The sequence below is a fragment of the Paraburkholderia sp. SECH2 genome, assembly GCF_030464795.1.
Lineage (GTDB): Bacteria > Pseudomonadota > Gammaproteobacteria > Burkholderiales > Burkholderiaceae > Paraburkholderia > Paraburkholderia aspalathi.
The window spans coordinates 93,692-111,704 of sequence record NZ_JALPRH010000017.1; the positions used below are offsets into that span (position 1 = coordinate 93,692).

Consider the following 18,013-nt stretch of genomic DNA (forward strand, 5'->3'; position numbering starts at 1 on the left):
CGTGCGAAGGTTATGAACCTGTTCGCATATCCCACATACCAGGCTTTCGCCGACATGATGCTGCCGATGCGGCACGGCGCAGCGCTGGTGAATCATTCGCTCGACGCGTGGCCCGCGTTTGGCGATACGTCGCATGGTCGTTCGATACGCGCGGCTTGCGAATTGCTGACGCTTGCCGGACTCACGCCTGTCAGGCCGCCGTTCGGCATCGATAGCGTGGTGACGGAAGGCAAACCCGTACAGATCGTCGAGGAAGTCGCGGCGCACACGCCGTTCTGTTCGCTGTTGCATTTCCGTAAAGACACCGCGCCTTCTCATCCGCAACCGCGCGTGCTGGTGATCGCGCCCATGTCCGGCCACTTCGCGACGCTGCTGCGCGGCACCGTGCGTACGATGCTTGCCGAGCACGATGTCTACATCACCGATTGGCACAACCCGCGTGACGTGCCGCTGAGCCAGGGCCGTTTCGGCTTCAACGAATACGTACGGCACGTGATCGATTTCATCGAAACGATCGGGCCGGGCGCGCATCTGCTCGCGGTGTGTCAGCCGACAGTCGCCGCTTTGGCCGCAGTCGCGCTAATGGCCGCCGACGACAACCCCGCGCAGCCCGCCAGCATGACGCTGATGGCCGGCCCGCTCGACACGCGCATTAACCCGACGCGCGTCAACGAACTGGCTAAAAGCAAGCCGATCGAGTGGTTCGAGCAGAACCTGATCAGCGCCGTGCCGTTCGGTTTTGCGGGTGCGCACCGTCGCGTGTATCCCGGCTTCGTGCAACTAACCGCGTTCATGGCGATGAACCTCAACCGCCATCTCGACTCGTTTGAGACTATGCATTACGAGCGCGCCAAAGGCGATCCGGCGAAGGCCGATACGATTCGCACTTTCTACGAAGAATACTTCGCGACCATGGACCTGACGGCCGATTTTTATCTGGAGACCGTCGATACGGTTTTTCAGCGGCACGCGCTGCCCTTGCATGAACTCGAGGTGGAAGGACGGCTTGTGGAGCCTTCGAAAATTCGACGTACTGCGCTGCTGACCGTAGAGGGTGAAAAAGACGATATCTGCGCGGTTGGTCAGACGCTCGCTGCGCAGGATATGTGCGACAAGTTGAGGCCTTATTTGAAGACGCATCATGTGCAGACCGGTGTGGGGCACTATGGCGTGTTCAATGGACACCGGTGGGAGCGGCAGATTTATCCGCGTGTGCGGGCCGTGATTTACGACAACGAACCGCGTGCGGTAGTGGTGAGTTCGCGGGCGCGGACGATTCAGCCGGTGTCGGTGGCTGCGGCTTCGGAAGCGATCGCGTCAGCCCCGGCTGCTGCTGCAGTGGTCGATGTCGAGGTGGATTCGGCAGCGGCGGTAACTGCCTCGCCGAACGGCGTTGGCTCCGGCTCCGCCGCCAAGACTCAGAAGGCGTCACGGGCACCGCGCCGGCGGCCACCCGCGACGCAATCGTGAGTCAGGCCACCGCGCTCTTCCACGGCTGCACCGCCGGGACTTCGCACGGACCTTCGACTTCAATCGATTTGAAATCGGCCGGCGACACGATCTCGATGTACTCCATATCTTCGGAGTAATCGAACAGATAGTGGACGATGCCCGGCGCCTGATGCACACAATCGCCGGCGGCGACGAGCGTCTCCTTGTCGCCGTACATGAAGCGCGCCCAGCCCTTCAACATGATCACAATATGGAAATCGGCCTCATGACGGTGCCAACCGGTGCCTTGCTCTGGTGCGTGATTCGCCTTGACGAGTTGCGCGAGCACCTTGCCGCCGGTTGCCTGCGCGATGCCTAAATCGCGGTAAAGAAAAAAATCGCGTAGGCCCTGATCCACGTAGGACGTGTCTTGCGGACGGACATGGCTGAACTGCGTAGCGAATTCGGTGGACATGATCGCGCTCCTCTTGAGTGAGCCGGCAGTTGAAAACGACGCGTTGGAGCGTCGGTTGCAAGCATCAAGCGGGCCAGTTTGCGGGGCGCTGGCTTTGCGTTTCGCGGAGGTGATCAGGTGAGTGCCGCGCCGCATTGCGCGGCGCGAGATGATTCAAACGCTTTGGGTGCCACTTTGGGTACTTATGCGGTTGGGCGGAACATCTGGAACATCTCGCCGATTTCCGCGTAGTCGGCGCGATAGCCCGCGCGCATGATCGGCTGCGCAGCGTGGGTGTCGAACAGACCGTCTTTCAGATAGGCCTCGTTAATGTGGACGCCGACTACTTGGCCTAGCGACAGGTAGTTGTCCATGGGCTTGCCGTCGAGGGTGTGCAGACGGACCACTTGCAGCAACTTGCATTCGAGCGCGGCCGGCGATTCGGCGACGTGCGGCACGGCTACGTTGCGACCAAGCGCGGGTGTCAGGCCCGCGAGTTCGAATTCGTCGACGTGGGGCGGGACTGGCGCGGAGGAGCGGTTCATCTGCTCGGCGAGTGGCTTGCTGGACAGATTCCAGACGAATTCGCCGGTGGCCTCGATGTTGGCGATGCTGTCTTTACGGCCTTCGCTGCAGAAGCCGATGATCGGCGGGAAGCTCGCGAACGCGCCGAAGAAACTGTAGGGCGCGAGGTTGAGAGTGCCATCGGTAGCGCGTGAGGAAATCCAGCCGATCAGGCGCGGAGCGACGATTGCCTTGAATGGGTCGTGCGGGAGGCCGTGGCCGGTGGCGGGGTTGTAGAAGTAGTGGGGCATGGTTTGTGTTGGGGTTTGCGGGTGAGGCGGGAGGTATTTATACCGCAGACTTGCTGGGGCTGCTGAAGGCAGCAGTGAAGCGGACTACGGCTGTTCGCGCTTCCGTGAGTTCCAGTTCATCGGTTGGGTTCGCGCTCGTATTAACAGGCTTTAAGCTGTAAATTACAAATACAGTCTACAACCTGTATATTTGCTTTACAGCTTATTGACTGTATTTTCGTGATACAGTCCAGAGACTGTACGAGCCTGAAGAAAATCCAATGGATTACGCTATCAAGACGCTAAGTCAGCTCCGCCCCATTCTGCTGGGCTTCCGCAAGTCCGCAGGGCTCACACAAGCTGCGATGGCCGAACTGCTAGGCATCACGCAGCAAAGCTACGCGCAGCTGGAAGCCAATCCGGCATCGGCAAGCGTCGAGCGGCTTTTTAAGGTCATGCGTTTGCTCAACGTCGAGTTGCGTATGAGTCAGACGTCGTCCGCGCCTGACAGTAAACCAGCGCAGGCCGAAACGCCAAAGCTTCAACGACACGTCCCTGCCGCCCAGAAAGCGAAATCTCCGTCTGTCGCCAACCGCTCAGGCCGGACTCAGAAGGCGTCGAGTTCGAAGCAATCCCTTGGGACAATCACGACCAAAAAGAAACGGGAAAACTGGTAATCATGGCGCGCCGCTCTCAGACACAACGACTCAACATCTGGATGAACGGGCTGCCCGTAGGCTACTGGGAAAAAGCACGGGAAGGGGACCGCCTGAGTTATCTCGACGAGTGGATCGAAGACGAACAAGGGCGTCCCCTTTCCCTATCGATGCCGTTCACGCCCGGGAACCAACCGTACCGCGGCGACGTGGTCAGCGCATTCTTCGACAATTTGCTTCCCGATAGCGATGCGATCCGCCGGCGATTGGCTCAACGGCATCGCACGGGCAGCACGAACGCATTCGATCTGCTGGTAGCGCTTGGCCGGGACTGCGTCGGTGCGATCCAACTACTCCCGCCTGACGAACAACCCACCGACCTCTATGACATCTCCGGAACGCCGTTATCCGAGCCGCAAATCGCGCTGCTACTGCGCAATGCCACCTCAGCGGCGCCGCTCGGCCAATACGATAGCGGTGCGGATTTAAGGTTATCGATTGCCGGGGCTCAGGAGAAAACGGCACTGCTGCGCCACGACGAACAGTGGATCTACCCGACTGGCAGCACGCCGACCACGCATATCTTCAAGCTTCCGCTCGGGCTGGTTGGAAACATGCAGGCGGACATGCGGACCTCAATCGAGAACGAATGGCTGTGCTCGAAAATCGTATCGGCGTATGGACTTCCCGCGGCGAACTGCGAGATTGCAGCGTTCGAAAATCAAAAAGCGCTCGTGGTCGAGCGTTTCGACCGTAGATTGTCGAGCGACGCGAGCTGGATCGTGCGCCTTCCGCAGGAAGACATGTGTCAGGCCACCGGAAGGCCCTCACATCTGAAGTACCAGGCCGACGGCGGGCCGGGCATCGCAGAGATCATGGACGTGTTGCTCGGCTCGGAAAACGCGGACCAGGATCGGCGGCAGTTCTTCAAGACTCAACTTGTGTTCTGGCTATTGGCAGCAACGGATGGGCATGCGAAGAACTTCAGTATTTTTCATCTGCCAGGCGGGTTGTACCGGTCGACGCCACTTTATGACGTGCTCTCCGCGCATCCAATCATTGGCCCCGGGCGAAATCAGATTGCGCGTCAGAAGGTAAAGATGGCGATGGCTGTTCGCGGTAGTACCAATCACTATCTGATCGAAAAGATTCAGCGACGGCACTGGATCGAACAGGCTCGACAGGTTGGGTTGGGAAGCGAGACGGCGCAAGACATTATTGCTGAAGTGGTCGACGCGACTGATCATGTGATCAGTGCGGTAAGCAATCAGGTCCCTTCGGGATTTCCTGACGGGTTGGCGGAATTGATTCTGGGTGGGCTTGCGAAGCAGCGGGATAAGTTGGCGATGACGGTCGGTCGCCGCCAATGCTTACCGCAATCCTCTATGTCTGATCGTTGATTGCCGCGCGATAGTTAACCGCGACTAATCACCTGCTTGCGGCCAGCTTTGACGCGCGCCAAATGAGCCTCGTCCCACTCATAGAAACCAGCACCGCTGCGCACGCCAACACGCCCCGCGTTCACCTGCGCCCGCAGCAGATCGAGCACGTCTTCGTCCTTGGCGAGTTCCGGCATCAAATGCGTGGAGATGTCGAGAAAGGTATCGAGGCCGCCCATGTCCGCGCCCTCGAACGGCCCGACGATCCCCCACCGGCGCCCGAGCGATGCCTTCATGACCCGATCGACCACATCAGGCGTCGCCGCTCCCGAACGCACGATGTTCAACGCCTCGCGGAGCACCGCGAACTGCAACCGGTTGCCGACAAAACCCGGAATCGCCTTCGCCAGCACGACCGGCTCCATACCGATCGCGCTCATCAACGCAGCGGTACGTTCGGTTACTTCCGGAGCGGTCGCGGTACCCGGCACGACTTCGACGAGCGGGATCATGTGCGGCGGATTCCAGAAATGCGCGATCAGAAAACGCTCCTTCGCGCGCAGCGGAGCAACCAGTTGATCGGGCGGAAAACCGCTGGTGTTGCTCGCGAGAATCGCATCGTCTGCCATCAACTCTGCCAGCGCCGCATACAGGCGATGCTTCAGTTCGAGCACCTCGGGAATCGCCTCGATCACGAATTGCGCCGACGCCATGACATCGAGTTGCGCATGTGTCTCGATGCGCGCGAGCGCCGCCTGTTTGGCGGCTTGGTCGATGCGTCCGGCGTCGATCAGTTCGTCGAGCACCGCCTCCGCCTTCGGCGCAACGCTCGCGAGGCGCGCCGGGTCGACGTCGTGAACGATCGTCCGATGTCCGTGCAACGCGCTTTGCGTCGCAATGCCGACGCCCATCAATCCCGTGCCCACTACGCCTATGACTGCCTTGTCCACGCCGCTCTCCTGCTGCCGTCGATGAAAGCGTTCAAGCATAGCGCAGCGCGCCGTTTTCGAAGACCGGATGCGACAAAGCCGGTCTTCCGTGAAGAAGGACCGGCTTTGTGGACTTCACGCCGCGTCACGCGGCGCCGTCATGCGCGCATTAGTAGCGCGGGGGCGGCGGCCGACGGTCGTCGTGGTGATGCGGATCGTAGTCGTGCGGATGATGGCGCATCCAATCGTCATGAGCCCAGTAGCGGTGGCCGTCGTAGTAACGATCGCCGTGCCAGCCGATATTGATCGACACGCCCACCGGCGTCATGTGCGGCTGACCGTAAACCGCCGGTCCCGGACCATTCTCGATAACCACCCGTTCCTGGGCGAAAGCACTGCCGGCTGCGAGCAGCGCGCCGCCCGCCAGCAAGGTTGCAACGATCGAACGCGACGTCTTGTTAAAGGTTTTCATAGTGACCTCCCATGCAAAGTTTTGTATCAAGCCAGCGCCCGTGTTCGGCCAACATCGAACCGCGATTTTGGGTTCGGACCAGACGCCGTACGCTTGAAACCAACTTTAGCGGCGCAAACCGCATGAAGACGTGAGCACTTGTAAGCGCACATTTCAATGAAAGGGACTGATGAATGGCCGTGTTTTGGACCTTCGCCGCCCGTCTACTGCGCATGCGCGGTGAATCAACTGAACGACACTACGGCGCCGTGTGAGCTGCCGTTACATTCATTTCGGCCAGGAAATATTCGGAAAAACGGGGAATTGGGCGGTAACCGCACAAAAAACAAAAGCCACGGCACGCGTTTCGCGGGCGGTGGCTTCGATGATGCGGACGCACTCGACGTGCGTGCCCATGCGCGATGGTCCGCGCTCAGGCCGTACAGCTTTGCTTTATTAGTCGCTCAGCTTGATGCCGAACAACGTGGATTGCGCTTTGCGCATGCGTTCTGCTTCGCGGCTACGTGCTGCGTACGAGTAGTCCGAATCCAGCGGCAGATGGGGCGACGCAAAGAGGTCGCTGACCTTTTGGAACAATGCAAAAATGAAGCTCATGGCGACTCCCGGTTGGTTACTGCATTAGCTAGGGTTTTCCCTTAATAAGAATTATAGGGTTTTCCCTAGGCAAAAGCTAGTGCAATGCAGCAATTTCTCGGATGTGGTGTGTTGTCACAGGGTTTTTATCCATGGTGCGTCGCACCATGACAACGTCCCCGTTTTTTATATTTCAGGGTCAAAAGCTTCCGTCTACTGAAGCGTGGTCGACTGTGGCTTCCTGCTGCGCGTGGGTTTCGCGCTCGTCGTGGTTTTGCGAGGGTTCACTACGGCGGCATCGACGGCGCCCTCTGCTGTGCTGTCCGCACGCATCAGCGTCGTGCTGTTGACGGAGACGATCAGCCCCGGCAAGGTCCGCGCGGGGTTCTCTTGCGGCTTGACGGACGCGCCCGTCGCCGAAAACTCGACGTTCAACGCCCAGTGCCCTTCGTGGATGCCCTGATCGCGCAGAAGCGCGGCTAGCAGGTCCTCGATCGAATATTTGTGCGTGCTGGTCGGCATGATGGCTCCCGTCAGAAGATGCGCTGGCGTATCCGTTCCGGCTTCGCAGCAGCAACGAGAGTTTAAAACGTGAAGTTTGGCTTGCGAGGCGTTGGCGGCGGGTGGTTCCTTACGGCGCCTATCCTGGGAGGCAGGGAGCGAGGGTGGGACTGGAAGCCGGGGAGCTGGGGGCGGAAGTAGACGCCCGGCTGTTTGTTTGCGCGGGCAAAACGAGTTGCCGCAGCCGACTAACGCCGGCGCGGCAGTCACTGACGATCAGTGCGAATTGGCAGCTTTCGGCTTGTGCGCGTGCTGTGCGCGCGTGCCGCGTTTGCTATGAGCGGGCGTGGCCGCGGCTGGCTGAGGCGCCGCGGTTGCGGCTGCGTCAGAAGCCGCATTGGCCGCCGCCGCGTTGGCCATCGCGATGTGCGTGTCGAGCAAGCTGGCCATGGCGGCCTGCTGGTTCTGCATCATCTGTTCGATGCGGTGTTGCTGGGCGGTGGTTTCACGCGTCAGGCACATCAGAAGCACGGTCTGCGTGATGCCGATCGCGACCGTCATCAGCAACGCGCCCACCACGATCGACAACATCCATTTCATGCGACGTGAATGATCGGTCGCGGCGAGGCGTTGATCGGCGATCACGCCGTACAGCGCATCGACGGTATCGGCGAAGGCTGTCGCGCGGGCGCGGTCGAGCTCAGGCGCGGCGCGCAGTGCTGCCGCGGCTGCTTCGGCACGCTGGGCTTCGCGGAAAGAAGGTGCAGAGAAAGACGCGTTTGTGTGCGCGGAGGATGCCGACGCTGACGACGCGGATGCAGACACGTTGCCCGACGGCTTCACGGCCGACGTCGGCTCAGCAACCACCGCACCGGAATCAACCCCAGACTCGGAGGAAGAGGAAGACGAAACACCCTCCGCTCCCGCATCCGAGCCTTCCACGCCGGCCGCTTCTCTCGAAGCCGTCGTCGCCTTGGCAAAAGTCGCCGCGAAACGCTGCGGCGGCACAGCCGGTTTGGCACCACCCGAGGTCGATGCAACCGCTGCATCCGCCGTCGCTGCACCCGGCTCAGCAGCCTGACGCAGCGCAGTCACGCTGCGCGCCACAGTCGCGGCCGCCATCGCAGACGTAAGCGGCGCAGCCGCGTCACGTGCCGATGCCGCCGGCTTCTCTTCGGCCGACGCTTCTGCCGCCGCCTTCACATCGCCGAAAGCCAACTCGCCGACCGGCGATGCCGCTGCCTCCACGGCCTCCGTCTCCAGGCCGCTCAATTGCGCATTCACCGGCACCGGTTCATCGGATTTCGCAGCGCGAGGCGCGCGGCGCGCCGCCCTTGCCTCGGGCGACATGCCGTCGGAATCGATCACGCCAACCGCGGCCAGCACGACATCGGGTAATTCAAAGCCATGCAGCGTACCTTGCCGGACGTCGATATTCATCGCCTCCAGCGTGGCGCGGGTGGGATCGTCGGGGAACAGGTCGAGGGTGCTGTCGTCGCGCGAGGCATCGCTCAGTTGCGCGAGACGTTGTGCCGAGCGCGCAGCGCGCGCCAGCTTGTTTTCAGTTTCGGTCGAGACGGTGGCCTGCCGCCGCTTCTTCGAAGCGGCGCGCTGAGGCCGGGACTGCGTGGATGCTGCGGAATCTGCCATAGAGAAAAAAGCGGTCGCCGCCGGAAAGCGGGCGCCGAGCACCGCTCGTCAATGCCATTGGAATTTTTCGAGACCGCATTGTCGCATGGCCGCCCGCCCCTGCCGAAGCCATTCGCGGAGGTTTTTCCGTTTTTAAGACGACGCCTCGTCCTGCCGGAACTGCTTGACGCCGTGCAACTGACGCAAGCGCGAGCAGATCGCTTCATATTCGGTATTCGACACGCGGTGCAACGTGATTATCACTTCGTCGCACTCCGGCGCGTCATCGCTTTGCTGCATCACGAATTGTTTGACGCGCGGGCTCGCGGCGCCGAGTTCGTCGTGCAGGGAATGGAATGTCATGGCGCCGCGCTCGACGATCATCGTCAGCTGGCGCCGTTGCTTCACCGTGATGAAGCGGCGCTCGAGCGGCTTGATCCCGGCGAGGATGATCAGAATGATGATGGTCGCGGCGATCGACGCCGTGTACAGCCCGCCACCGACCGCCAGCCCGATCGCCGCGACCGACCAGAGGCTGGCCGCCGTCGTCAACCCGCGCACGATTTCGCCGCGCAGCAGGATCGAACCCGCGCCAAGGAAACCGATGCCGGAGACCACCTGCGCGGCCATCCGCGACGGATCGAGCACGACGTGATCGCCCGACAGCACTTCGGCAAACCCATAGGCCGACACGATCATGATGAGCGTCGAACCGACGCAGACCAGCATGTGCGTGCGCAAGCCCGCGGCCCATGAAAGCCGTTCGCGCTCGAAGCCGATGACGCTGCCGAGCGCAGCGGCCAGCATCAGACGGGAAATGAGTTCAAGGTTCCCCAACATTGTTTTTCCTCCTCTTCTGAAATTATTTGAAGCGTATTTCGCAGCTGTGACGGAGTGCCAGCGGCAGCCGTTTGCTTTATGCTTGGCCGCACGTCGCCAGCGGCCTCGCTGCGGCGAGAGCCAAAATCCGCAGGCGCTTCGAATGACCGCGTTTGACCAACCGAACTATGCAGAGCATGACCCCTTTCACCGCTTCCACGATCCCGCTTGCCAACACACTGCGTGACCACTTCGCTCACGTGGTGCTGCCGCTGTGGCGCGGGCCCGGTTTCAACCCCGCGCTGAAGCTGCCCTACGAAGCGGTCAGCGCCGAGGGTCCTGAACCTTTGCCCGCGGAGCGTTACCGGGCAATGGCGTGCGCGCGACAATTGTTCGTGTTCTCGCAAGCAGGCGATGCGGCGCATGCCCAGGTGCTGTTCGATTCGCTGATGCACACCTTTCAGGACACGCGCCACGGCGGATGGTTCTATAGCGTGGATGCGCAGGGCGCGCCGCTCGATACGACCAAAGACTTGTACACGCACGCGTTCGTCGTGTTCGCCTGTGCGGAATATGCCGGCCGTTCCGGCAACCGCGACGCGTTGGAAGTCGTGCATCGCACGTCGGCACTGATCCAGTCGCACTTCGTGGCCGACGGTGATTTGTTCAACGCCGCGCTCACCGCGGACTTTGCCAGCGTGACCGGCACGCCGATCCAGAATCCCTTGATGCACCTCACCGAAGCCTGGCTGGCCGCCCGCGAAGTCACGCGCGACAACGTCTTCGACGCCGCGTTGGGCCGTCTTGCCGGCGCCATCGCGCATCACTTCGTGCATGCGCCGACCGGCTGCGTCGCCGAATTGCCGATTGGCGCGGACGACAACCGTCTTGAACCGGGGCATCAGTTCGAATGGTTGTGGCTGGTCAAGCAGGCGGGTGCGTTGTTCGAAGCCTCAGGTCTCAACGAATCGCTGACGCGCGCGTTCAGCTTCGCGCAGCAATATGGCGTGGACCCGCAAACGGGCGGCGTATACGCCTCGCTCGACGAAACCGGACGCATCAAGGACCCCACCCAGCGGATCTGGGCGCAAACCGAGTATCTGCGCGCACTGGCGAGCCATGACGACCCGGCTGCGCACGCCGCGCTGCCGCGGCAAATCGAGCTATTCCGGCAACGCTTCCTGCGTCCGCAAGGCTGGTTCGAATGCAAAACGGCCGCCGGTGACGTGGTGCGTGCCGACATGCCGTCAACCACCCCCTATCACCTTGCGACCGCCTATCACGCCTTGCCGGGCTAGGCGCCGGCCGCCGTCTTCCCGTGCATCGGCGTCAAAAGCCGACTGACCGGTCAATCAGTATTCTTCGCGTTGCCAAGGTCCCCAATCGGCGTCGGCAGTTTTGAATCGCGTGTACGTCGCGCTGTGTCCGGTGGGGACATCCGATGTGTCGCCGTGCGGTTTTTTATCGGTGGTGTGAAGGGCGAAAGCCTGGTGCTCTTCGGTATCGACCGTGATTCGGCCGACCGGATCCGGGGCGCCTTCTTGAGGTGATTTCGACTCCAATATCGTGAGATAGGGGGTCAAACGACTCCAGAATGAGGTAAGTTCATCTTGCAAATAATGTGTCAATGTTTTTCCTGGAAGAGTAATACAAGCAGTTTACCCTACCGGCTGGGCCCCCTTGGAAAATGGTTTCCGGACCTCAAAAGGGTCCAATCAGGGGAATACCCGAATACTTGTTGATTGGCGTCCATCATAAAGACGTGATACAACTCGTACTTCGCGCTCGATCTCGTGTTGAGAAATAGCGGTCGCGAATGCAACACACAACATTTACTGGATTAAAAATGGCAACAGGTACTGTGAAGTGGTTTAACGATGCAAAGGGCTTTGGCTTCATCACCCCGGACGACGGCGGCGAAGACCTGTTTGCACACTTTTCGGAAGTTCAAGGCAGCGGCTTCAAGTCCCTGCAGGAAAACCAAAAAGTGACGTTCGAAGTCAAGCAAGGCCCGAAGGGCAAGCAAGCTGCGAACATCCAGCCGGCCTAAGTACCTTCAGGTACGTTGAGGCACCCTTAGGCGCTTGCGTCTAATGCAAAATGGCCCGCTTTGGCGGGCCATTTTCTATTGCAGATGCCCTCTTTTTGGGCACGTTCGCGGCCTAGATCGCCCGCATCCCTGACAGCGCAAACGCCGCCGTTTGCCGGTGCAGGTCGTCCATTTGTTGCATTCGCAACACAGTCTCAGAAATTTCGAACACAGAAACAGCGTCCTTCAATTGCTGCGTCTGCTGATGCAGCGAGGCTGCCGCTGCAGCAGCTTCTTCGACGAGCGCCGCATTCTGCTGCGTCATCTCATCCATTTGCACCACCGCCTGGTTGACCTGCTCGATGCCCGTGCTCTGCTCGAGCGACGATGCGCTGATTTCCGCCATCATCTGCGTGACGCGGGAGATCGATGCGGAAACGTTCCTCATCGCCTCACCGGCATGCTCGACCAGCGTCGAACCGCCCTGAATCTCGGCGACCGATTCGCTGATCAGCGTCTTGATTTCCTTCGCCGACTGCGCGCTGCGCTGGGCAAGCCCGCGCACCTCGCCCGCCACCACGGCGAAGCCACGGCCCTGTTCGCCCGCGCGCGCCGCTTCGACGGCCGCGTTCAGCGCGAGGATATTGGTCTGGAACGCGATGCCGTCGATCACCGAAATGATCTCGGCGATCTTGTCCGAGCTTTGCGCGATGCCGCGCATCTTGTCGACCACCTCGTTGACCACTTCGCTGCCGCGCGAGGTCGCCTCGAGCGCGGTTTCGGCGAGTGCATTGGCTTCACGGGCGTGATCGGCGTTCTGGCGCACCGTGGCGGTCAATTCCTCCATGCTCGACGCAGTTTCTTCGAGCGATGCCGCCTGGTTTTCCGTGCGCGCCGACAGGTCGGCGTTGCCGGTGGCGATTTCGTCGGCGCCGAGGTGAATCGAGTCCGCGGATTCGCGCACGGTTTGCACGGTGCGCGCCACGCTCGCCTGCATTTTCGCGAGGCCCGAGAACAGGCGGCCGATCTCATTGGTGCCGCGCGAAGCGATCGGCTGGTCGAGACGCCCTTGCGCGATGCGGTCGAAGTGACGGCCGGCTTCTTCCAGCGGCGCCACCACACCCTTACGGAGCGCCGCGTACACGCCGAATGTGCCCGCTACCAGCACCAGCAGGATCGCGACGCTGACGGCGCGGAATGTGGCCATGCGGGCGTCGATCGAATCAAGCGATGCCTGGCTAGCAGCAGCGCCGAATTGCACGAAGTTGTGCGACTCGGCGAGATAGGCGTCCTGGAAGCCCTGAGTCGGCTGGTCTAGAAAAGCCTGGATATTGTTCGCGTCAAGAAACTGCACCAGCTCCGCGAGCGCGTCGTGAAATTTTTTGTAGCGCTCGGCGAGCGCAGCGGCACGGGTGCTGTTTTCGTCGCTGGTCTTCTGCGCGCTCATGAACGCGCCGAACGACTGATCAGCTGCCGTCAGCTGGTCGCGGGCATGCTGCACGATATCGGCCGGCTCGGCGCCGCCGCGCACCATGCGCGTACTGGCGCGCGACAGGTTGATGCGCGCATCCATCAGGTGCTGGGTCGTTTCATTGACCGCGTCCACCTGCTTCAAGGCGACATTCGACAGATCCCCCACGTCGTCATGCGTGCGCGTGAGCGACCAGAACCCCAAACCCACCGTGACAAGCTGGAAAACGCAGAACGCGGCCAGAACACACAACAGGCCGGATGCGACCTTGATCTTGCTGAACATCGTGAACACCTAAAGCAAAGAATGACGGGACCTACGTCCGGGTTAACGGCAAGGCCAAACTTTGCTTGAGATCAATGTCGTCAAAAATCGTCTTACGTCCCCGTTTCATCGGCCAACTTCGCAATTCCCGTCATTTTCCGCAACAATGCTCCACAGATATTTTGGATTCACCTTGACGCGATGCGTCAGCGCTTCCTAGAGTGGGTAGGGACTGCACAATGGACGCCGGTGCAGATGCCACTGCGGGCCAAGCCCGAAGGACTCACGATGACCGACATCCTCGACCGGGCGCGCGGCGCACTGCATGCCCAGCCGTTCAGCATGCTGCTAGGCACCGAACTCATGCACACCGGCACCAATGAACTGACGCTGTGTCTGCCGATCCGCGACGAGTTGCGGCAACAACATGGTTTCGTGCATGGCGGGGTCATCAGCTATCTCGCCGACAATGCGCTGACGTTCGCCGGCGCGCTGTCGCTGGGGCCGAAGGTCGTGACCGGCGAGTACAAGATCAACTATCTGCGGCCGGTGATGAACGGCACGCTGATCGCGCGGGCGAAGGTCGTCTACGCCGGGCGGCATCAGGCAACCTGCCAGTGCAACGTGTATGTGATGGACGGCCAGCGCGAGAAACTCGTCGCCGTTGCGCAAGGGACGATCAATCGCATCAGCGAGAACGGCGAGCACGAACCGGCGGGCTGATCGGAGCCTGAGATGGGCGAGTCGACCGGCTCGCACCGGGGTACATAAAAAAACCGCGCCTGCTGGGAAGCAGGCGCGGTTTTTCATTCTGAACAGCGCTGATTGCTTGGCTTACTGCACCGCTTATTCCGCCGCGTAAGTCTTCTGCGTCTGTTCGCCGAGACCTTCGATACCGAGACGGATCGTCTGGCCCGGCTTCAGATACACCGGATTCGGCTTCACGCCCATACCGACGCCCGGCGGCGTGCCGGTCGAAATCACGTCGCCCGGTTGCAGGCTCATGCACTGCGACACATACGACACCAGCTTCGCGACGCCGAACACCATCGTCTTCGTGCTGCCGTTCTGATAGCGATGGCCATCCACTTCGAGCCACAGGCTCAGGTTCTGCGGATCGGCAACTTCGTCGCGCGTCACGACCCACGGGCCGATCGGGCCGAAGGTATCGAAGCCCTTGCCCTTATCCCACGTACCGCCCTTCTCGATCTGCCACTCGCGTTCCGACACGTCGTTGATCACGCAGTAGCCGGCAACGTAATCGAGCGCGTTGGCTTCGTCGATATATTTCGCGGGCTTGCCGATCACCACGCCCAGTTCGACTTCCCAGTCGGTCTTCTTCGAGCCACGCGGAATTTCGACGTCGTCGTTCGGGCCGCTGATCGCGCTCGTCCACTTGTTGAAAATCACCGGTTCCGCCGGCACCGGTAGATTCGATTCGGCGGCGTGGTCCGCGTAGTTCAACCCGATGCAGATGAACTTGCCGATCTTGCCGACGCACGGTCCCATGCGCGGATTGCCTTCGACCAACGGCAGCGAAGCCGGATCGAGCGCGCGCAGCTTGGCGAGGCCTTCGTCAGTCAGCGCGGCGCCGTCGATATCGCCAACCACCTTCGACAGATCGCGAATCTTGCCTTGCGCGTCGAGCAGGCCCGGCTTTTCCTGGCCTTTCGGCCCATAACGAAGCAGTTTCATCGTTGCACTTCCCTTTCCGTTCAGTGGTATTCGGTTCGTGTGTCAGCGTCGATCAGTGTGCGTCAGTTCGACCAGCCGCCGTCGATCACATGCGCGTGGCCGGTGGTGAACGACGATTCGTCGGACGCGAGATACAGCGCCAATGCGGCGATCTCTTCCGGCTTGCCGATGCGGCCCATCGGCTGACGCGCCACAAAAGCCGCCTGCACGACGTCGAGCGTCGCGCCCTGCGCCTTGGCCTGCTCAACGATCCGCTGTTCGAGCGACGGCGAATGCACCGTGCCCGGGCAGATCGCGTTACAGCGTACACCACGTGTGATGAAGTCTGCAGCGACGGACTTGGTCAGCCCGATCACCGCGGCTTTCGACGCGCTGTAGGCAAAGCGGTTCGGCACGCCCTTCACGCTAGAGGCCGCTGACGACATATTGATGATAGAACCGCCGCCCTTCTCCAGCATGGCCGGCAAAAACGCGCGGATCATGCGGTACATCGCCTTCGCGTTCAGGTCGAAGGCGAAGTCCCAATCTTCTTCGCTGCATTCGAGAATCGAGCCGGCGTGCACGAAGCCCGCGCAGTTGAACAGCACGTCGATCGCGCCGAGCTCGGCGGCCAGCGCCTTGATCGCCGCGTTGTCGCGCACGTCGAGCTTGCGCGCTTCGACCGGCTTGCCGGCGAGTCCGTCGATGCGGATATCGGTGGCGATCACGCGCGCGCCTTCGCGCGCGAACATTTCCGCGGTGGCGAGACCGATACCTTGTCCTGCAGCGGTGATCAGGGCCGTCTTGCCGGCCAGTCTTTGTGTCATCTACGACTCCAGTTGAATGGGCTTTCTCTTGTCTTCGTAACTCGTCTTCGTCACATCAAAGTCGATAAAACGCAGCGGCGTTGCCGCCGAAAACCGCGTCACGCTCGGCGTCGCTCAAGGACGCGAGCAAGGTGTTCGCCACCGAGTGCCAGACCTGATAGTCGCCGTTCAGATCGAGCACGGGCCAGTCGCTGCCCCACATCAAACGCGAGGGGCCGAATGACTTCAGCAGATGCTCGACATACGGATGAAGCGTTTCTTCGCTCCAGCCAGGCGACGCTTCTGTGACGAGTCCCGACAGCTTGCAATGCACTTGCGGCAACTTTGCGAGCCGCGTGATTGCGTCGGCCCATGATTGCCAACCCGCGCGACCGTAACGGATCGGTGGCTTCGCGCCGTGATCGACGACGATGCGCAGCGCGGGGAAACGCGCCGCGAACGTTTCGAAAGGCTCGACATGCCGCGCGTAAATCAACGCGTCGAACGCGAGGTCGTGCTCGATCAGTGCTTCGATTGCGGGCGCGAGATCGGGATTCGCAATCCACGTATCGTCGGGCAGATCCTGCAGCATCGGCCGCACGCCTTTGAACTTCGGCTCATGCGCCAGCGCTCCAATCACGGCCGGCGCCGTGGGTAACAGCAACGGCACCCAGCCGACCACACCGGCAATCGATGGCTCATGCCGCGCGATGTCCAGCAAGTAGCGCGTTTCATCGATGGTCGGCGCTGCCTGGACCACCACCGTCCGTTCGACGCCCGCTGCTTCTCGCAGTGGCTTGAGATCGTCGGGACCGAACAGCCGGTACAGGATTTTCAGTTCCGGCGTGAGCCACTCGTAGTCGCCACGAGCGGGGTCCCAGTAGTGCTGGTGGGCGTCGATACGTATCGTCAAATCAATCCTCCGGCGCGGGCGCGCGGCTGTCGAGCAAGCCCTTGTCACGCAACGCGGACCACAGATCCGCGGGGATCTGCTGCTCGAACGACGCGGCGTTCTCGCGCAATTCATTGGCACTGCGCGCGCCGGTCAACACGGTTGCGACCGCCGGATGCGCATACGGAAACTGCAAAGCGGCGGCGGCAAGCGGCACGCCATGCACCCGGCACACCGCTTCCAGCCGCGCGACGCGTTCGATGATTTCGCTCGGCGCGTCGCCGTAATTGAATTTCAGATCACCTGAGACGCCGCGCGCCAGAATGCCTGAGTTGAACGCGCCGCCTAACAGAATGCTGACGCCGCGTTGTTCACATGCTGGGAGCAGATCGTTGAGCGTGGTCTGTTCGAGGAGCGTATAACGGCCCGCGAGCAACGCGCAATCGATATCGAATTCGGCCATCACGTCGAGTATTGCCGCGCCTTCATTGACACCGAGCCCGACAGCCTTGACCGCGCCCGAGGAGCGCAGATCATCGAGCGCACGAAAGCCGCCGCCTTCAGTCAGTTGCCGCCAGTAATGGGGGTTCTTGTCGCCATGCGTGACAACGCCGATATCGTGCACCAGCAGAATGTCGATATCGACCATGCCGAGACGCTGCTGGCTGTCTTCGAACGAACGCAGAATGCCGTCGTGCGTATAGTCGAAGATCGCCTGGAACGGCAGCGGGTCTTGCCAGCCTTCGCTGCCGTCGTAGGGCGTGGTGCGCGGTACGAAGCGGCGCCCGACTTTGGTGGACAGCACGTATTCACTGCGCGGATAGCTGCGCAACGCGTCGCCCAGACGGTGCTCGGCTTTCGTGTGACCGTAGTGCGGCGCGGTATCGAAAAAGCGCACGCCGACGTCCCACGCAGCGGCGATAGTCGCATGCGCTTCTTCTTCGGACAGATCGCGGTACAGACCACCCAACGGCGCCGTACCGAGCCCCAATCCGGATACCTGCAATGCACGACGGCCAATGTTGCGCCGCTGTTCGATCTTCGAACCGATCTTTGCCGTCATGGACCACGTCTCCTATGTCGACCAGAGTTAGCGCTTTAGCGCTTACTCTGGTCCCATGCAAAGCTGTCGACCAGAGTTGGCGCATCAGCGCTTACTCTGATCCCGTTTATGTTTTAGCACGTGCCGACGATGTTTGCCCGCTGCCGCGCTAGTAGCGACGGACTTGGCGTGCCGATG

Annotated in this window: 20 protein-coding genes; 6 read left to right on the forward strand and 14 right to left on the reverse strand. The window is 61.3% G+C overall.

Annotated elements, in window-relative coordinates:
• Positions 1-12 precede the first annotated feature (12 nt).
• Positions 13-1,470 carry a polyhydroxyalkanoate depolymerase gene (locus tag M0D66_RS25020; RefSeq protein ID WP_211705686.1) on the forward strand — a complete coding sequence of 486 codons (1,458 nt, stop codon included), beginning with the start codon at positions 13-15 and terminating at the stop codon, positions 1,468-1,470.
• Position 1,471: 1 nt separating this feature from the next.
• Here the strand turns inward: M0D66_RS25020 and M0D66_RS25025 are convergent, their stop codons facing one another.
• Both M0D66_RS25025 and M0D66_RS25030 read right to left on the reverse strand, forming a co-directional pair.
• Positions 1,472-1,906, reverse strand: a complete 435-nt coding sequence (locus M0D66_RS25025) for a cupin domain-containing protein (protein ID WP_093634459.1) — start codon at positions 1,904-1,906, stop codon at positions 1,472-1,474.
• A gap of 182 nt (positions 1,907-2,088) precedes the next feature.
• On the reverse strand, positions 2,089-2,700 hold the full coding sequence (locus M0D66_RS25030; protein ID WP_266211827.1) for a flavin reductase family protein: 612 nt from the start codon (positions 2,698-2,700) through the stop codon (positions 2,089-2,091).
• 260 nt (positions 2,701-2,960) lie between these two features.
• Between M0D66_RS25030 and M0D66_RS25035 the strand changes: the two genes are divergently transcribed.
• Both M0D66_RS25035 and M0D66_RS25040 read left to right on the forward strand, forming a co-directional pair.
• On the forward strand, positions 2,961-3,356 hold the full coding sequence (locus M0D66_RS25035; RefSeq protein ID WP_211699821.1) for a helix-turn-helix transcriptional regulator: 396 nt from the start codon (positions 2,961-2,963) through the stop codon (positions 3,354-3,356).
• A gap of 2 nt (positions 3,357-3,358) precedes the next feature.
• Positions 3,359-4,735 carry a type II toxin-antitoxin system HipA family toxin gene (locus M0D66_RS25040; RefSeq protein WP_211705687.1) on the forward strand — a complete coding sequence of 459 codons (1,377 nt, stop codon included), beginning with the start codon at positions 3,359-3,361 and terminating at the stop codon, positions 4,733-4,735.
• Positions 4,736-4,749: 14 nt separating this feature from the next.
• Here the strand turns inward: M0D66_RS25040 and M0D66_RS25045 are convergent, their stop codons facing one another.
• From M0D66_RS25045 to M0D66_RS25070, 6 genes are all read right to left on the reverse strand, one after another.
• Positions 4,750-5,703, reverse strand: a complete 954-nt coding sequence (locus M0D66_RS25045; RefSeq protein WP_211705688.1) for a 3-hydroxyacyl-CoA dehydrogenase family protein — start codon at positions 5,701-5,703, stop codon at positions 4,750-4,752.
• Positions 5,704-5,812: 109 nt separating this feature from the next.
• A complete protein-coding gene (locus M0D66_RS25050; RefSeq protein WP_093634404.1) occupies positions 5,813-6,115 on the reverse strand; it encodes a hypothetical protein in 303 nt (100 codons plus the stop codon).
• Positions 6,116-6,550: 435 nt separating this feature from the next.
• Positions 6,551-6,709: a hypothetical protein gene (locus M0D66_RS25055; protein WP_166618131.1), complete on the reverse strand. Its 159-nt coding sequence runs from the start codon at positions 6,707-6,709 to the stop codon at positions 6,551-6,553.
• A gap of 192 nt (positions 6,710-6,901) precedes the next feature.
• Complete coding sequence (locus M0D66_RS25060; RefSeq protein WP_266211828.1) at positions 6,902-7,210, reverse strand: hypothetical protein; 309 nt, start codon at positions 7,208-7,210, stop codon at positions 6,902-6,904.
• Between the two features lie 255 nt (positions 7,211-7,465).
• The gene (locus M0D66_RS25065) at positions 7,466-8,839 is read right to left on the reverse strand and encodes a hypothetical protein (protein ID WP_266211829.1); all 1,374 of its coding nucleotides are present in this window, start codon (positions 8,837-8,839) and stop codon (positions 7,466-7,468) included.
• Between the two features lie 132 nt (positions 8,840-8,971).
• Positions 8,972-9,658 (reverse strand): MgtC/SapB family protein, encoded by a 687-nt coding sequence (locus M0D66_RS25070; protein WP_093634402.1) that lies wholly within the window; start codon positions 9,656-9,658, stop codon positions 8,972-8,974.
• Between the two features lie 167 nt (positions 9,659-9,825).
• Here M0D66_RS25070 and M0D66_RS25075 point away from each other — a divergent pair, with 167 nt between their 5' ends.
• A complete protein-coding gene (locus tag M0D66_RS25075) occupies positions 9,826-10,935 on the forward strand; it encodes an AGE family epimerase/isomerase (RefSeq protein ID WP_266211831.1) in 1,110 nt (369 codons plus the stop codon).
• Positions 10,936-10,989: 54 nt separating this feature from the next.
• Here the strand turns inward: M0D66_RS25075 and M0D66_RS25080 are convergent, their stop codons facing one another.
• Positions 10,990-11,265, reverse strand: a complete 276-nt coding sequence (locus tag M0D66_RS25080) for a hypothetical protein (protein WP_266211832.1) — start codon at positions 11,263-11,265, stop codon at positions 10,990-10,992.
• A gap of 218 nt (positions 11,266-11,483) precedes the next feature.
• Here M0D66_RS25080 and M0D66_RS25085 point away from each other — a divergent pair, with 218 nt between their 5' ends.
• Positions 11,484-11,687, forward strand: coding sequence for a cold-shock protein (locus tag M0D66_RS25085; RefSeq protein ID WP_007178724.1), 204 nt, complete (start codon positions 11,484-11,486; stop codon positions 11,685-11,687).
• A 112-nt stretch (positions 11,688-11,799) separates the two neighbouring features.
• On the opposite strand, the gene M0D66_RS25090 is transcribed toward M0D66_RS25085, so the two are convergent.
• Positions 11,800-13,422 (reverse strand): methyl-accepting chemotaxis protein, encoded by a 1,623-nt coding sequence (locus M0D66_RS25090; RefSeq protein ID WP_256457283.1) that lies wholly within the window; start codon positions 13,420-13,422, stop codon positions 11,800-11,802.
• A gap of 267 nt (positions 13,423-13,689) precedes the next feature.
• Between M0D66_RS25090 and M0D66_RS25095 the strand changes: the two genes are divergently transcribed.
• Positions 13,690-14,124 carry a PaaI family thioesterase gene (locus tag M0D66_RS25095; RefSeq protein ID WP_054034920.1) on the forward strand — a complete coding sequence of 145 codons (435 nt, stop codon included), beginning with the start codon at positions 13,690-13,692 and terminating at the stop codon, positions 14,122-14,124.
• Between the two features lie 123 nt (positions 14,125-14,247).
• Here M0D66_RS25095 and M0D66_RS25100 read toward each other — a convergent pair whose 3' ends face one another.
• The 4 genes from M0D66_RS25100 to M0D66_RS25115 form a co-directional block, all read right to left on the reverse strand.
• Positions 14,248-15,096 carry an ureidoglycolate lyase gene (locus tag M0D66_RS25100; protein WP_054034763.1) on the reverse strand — a complete coding sequence of 283 codons (849 nt, stop codon included), beginning with the start codon at positions 15,094-15,096 and terminating at the stop codon, positions 14,248-14,250.
• A gap of 62 nt (positions 15,097-15,158) precedes the next feature.
• Positions 15,159-15,902: an SDR family oxidoreductase gene (locus M0D66_RS25105; protein ID WP_093634399.1), complete on the reverse strand. Its 744-nt coding sequence runs from the start codon at positions 15,900-15,902 to the stop codon at positions 15,159-15,161.
• 55 nt (positions 15,903-15,957) lie between these two features.
• On the reverse strand, positions 15,958-16,788 hold the full coding sequence (locus M0D66_RS25110; protein WP_266211847.1) for an amidohydrolase: 831 nt from the start codon (positions 16,786-16,788) through the stop codon (positions 15,958-15,960).
• Positions 16,789-16,795: 7 nt separating this feature from the next.
• Complete coding sequence (locus tag M0D66_RS25115) at positions 16,796-17,836, reverse strand: aldo/keto reductase (RefSeq protein WP_266211839.1); 1,041 nt, start codon at positions 17,834-17,836, stop codon at positions 16,796-16,798.
• Between the last annotated feature and the right edge of the window lie 177 nt (positions 17,837-18,013).